2 protein-coding genes and 1 pseudogene are annotated in these 1922 nt (G+C 73.9%); 2 read left to right on the top strand and 1 reads right to left on the bottom strand.

The window, feature by feature from the left end; translation table 11 throughout:
* Positions 1–1006, top strand: a 1006-nt coding sequence (locus tag ACYVE7_RS33270) for an MFS transporter (RefSeq protein ID WP_460370454.1), incomplete at its 5' end; no start/stop codon positions are given.
* Here ACYVE7_RS33270 and ACYVE7_RS33265 read toward each other — a convergent pair.
* A complete protein-coding gene (locus ACYVE7_RS33265; protein ID WP_460370452.1) occupies positions 1003–1590 on the bottom strand; it encodes a TetR/AcrR family transcriptional regulator in 588 nt (195 codons plus the stop codon). The two genes, ACYVE7_RS33270 and ACYVE7_RS33265, sit on opposite strands and share 4 nt — an antisense overlap.
* A gap of 115 nt (positions 1591–1705) precedes the next feature.
* Here ACYVE7_RS33265 and ACYVE7_RS33260 point away from each other — a divergent pair.
* Positions 1706–1922 (top strand): annotated as a pseudogene (locus ACYVE7_RS33260) (ABC transporter permease); the annotation flags it as partial.

Raw genomic sequence — 1922 nt, 5'->3', positions numbered from 1 at the left:
GGCGGGCCGCGGACGCCGGGCCGCGATCGGCTTCGCCTACGGATGCGGGCTGCTCGGCGCGCTGATCGCGACCGTCGCGGTGGCCGTCGAATCCTGGCAGTTGCTGCTGGCGGGGCTGCTGTTCTTCGGCGGCGGCAGCGCGGCGACCCTCGCGGCCCGCTATTCGGCCACCGACCTGTCCCGGCCGGGCCACGCCGCCCGCGACCTGTCGATCGTGGTGTGGGCGACCACCGGCGGCTCGGTGGCGGGGCCGCTGATGGCCGGACGGGCCGACAGCCTCGGCGGCCACACCGGGGTGTACGCGCTGGTGGCGGTCGCGTTCGCGCTGGCCACCGCCGGGATCTTCCTGGCGCTGCGGCCCGACCCGTTGCAGGTCGCCCATCTGGGCAGCGACCGCGTCGGCAAGACCCCGGAGCGGTCGCTGCGCGCCGCCTGGTCGGTGCTGCGCCGCTCCCCCAGCGCGCGGGTCGCGGTCGCCGGGATCGTGGTCAGCCACACCTCGATGGTGGCGCTGATGTCGATGACCCCGGTCCATCTCGACCACGGGCACGCGAGCCTGGACGCCGTCGGGGTGGTGATCAGCCTGCACATCGCCGGGATGTACGCGCTGTCGCCGCTGGTCGGCTGGCTCGCCGACCAGTTCGGCCATATCGCCGTCCTGCTCCTCGGCATGGTCCTCATCGTGCTGGCGGCGGTGGTCGCGGGCACGTCCGGCGAACATGATCTGGTGCGGCTGAGCGTCGCGCTGGTGCTGCTCGGCCTCGGCTGGTCATGCGGGCTGGTCGCCGGTTCCGCGCTGCTGACCGAGTCGGTGCCGGTGGACCTGCGGCCGTCGGTGCAGGGGCTGTCGGACCTGCTGATGAACACCGGGGCCGCGCTCGGCGGCGCCGTCGCCGGGGTGATCGTCTCGGTCCTGTCGTACGCGGCCCTGTCCGGGCTGCTGATCCTGCTGGCCCTGCCGATGGCGACCGCGCTGCTCTACCGCCGCCGTATCCAGCCCGCTTAGCGCTCCTGCGGCTCGACGCCGGTGAGGGCCTGCGAGAGCAGGGTCTCGGTGATCGCGGGACGGGCCGAAGGATCCCGGGTGACCAGGCCGACGGCCGCCTCGACCATGCCCTGGATCAGCGCGGCGCGCAGCGCGGGCGCAGGTACGCCCGCGGCGGCGAGCGCGTCGGTGAGCGGGCGGAGGAGCTGGTCGTGGCCGTCGCGGATCCTGGCCCGGGCCGGTTCGGCCAGGGCGTGGTCGACGAGCTGCATCGCGGCGGCGTGCCGGCCGTCGGTCATGACGTCGAGGTGGACGGCCGCGTAGGCGCGGAGCTTGCCGCGCAGGTCGTCGGGTGCGGCGATGGCCGCTTCCAGGGCCGCGGCCCAGCGCGGCAGCTCCTCGTCGACGATCGCGGCGACCAGATCGTCCTTGGACCTGAAGTACTCGTACAGGCTCGGCCGGGACAGGCCGACGCGGCGGGCGAGCGCCGCCAGCGAGAGGGACTCCAGGCCCTCCTCGGCGACCAGGGCGCGCGCGGCGTCGAGCAGGGTGCGGAGCTGGCGCGCCCTGTGCTCGGCGACGGTGGGCTCGCTGATCTTCGGCACCCTCCCATTCTACCGTTTGCCTACAGACCGTCGACAACTTGCCCTTCCGACACCCCGTAGGTATCTTTCCCGACGAAGCGTCGGCAACTGGCCGGCGCGGGGAGGGTGATCGATCATGTGGTTTCTCGCGTGGCGCGAGATCCGGCACGGGAAGATCAGGTTCGCCCTGGTCGGGGCGCTGGTCGGTCTGGTGGCGTTCCTCGTCTACGTGCTGACCGGGCTGTCGGTCGGGCTCGGCGAGGCCGGGGTGTCGGGCCTGCGGGCGCTGCCCGCCGACTCCGTCGTCTTCGCGCAGGGCGCGGACCGGGTGCTGGCCCGCAGCGAGCTGCCGC

The organism is Actinocorallia lasiicapitis (assembly GCF_054778695.1).
Note: the sequence above shows the minus strand (reverse complement) of the source record. Positions and strands in the feature narration are given on the sequence as shown.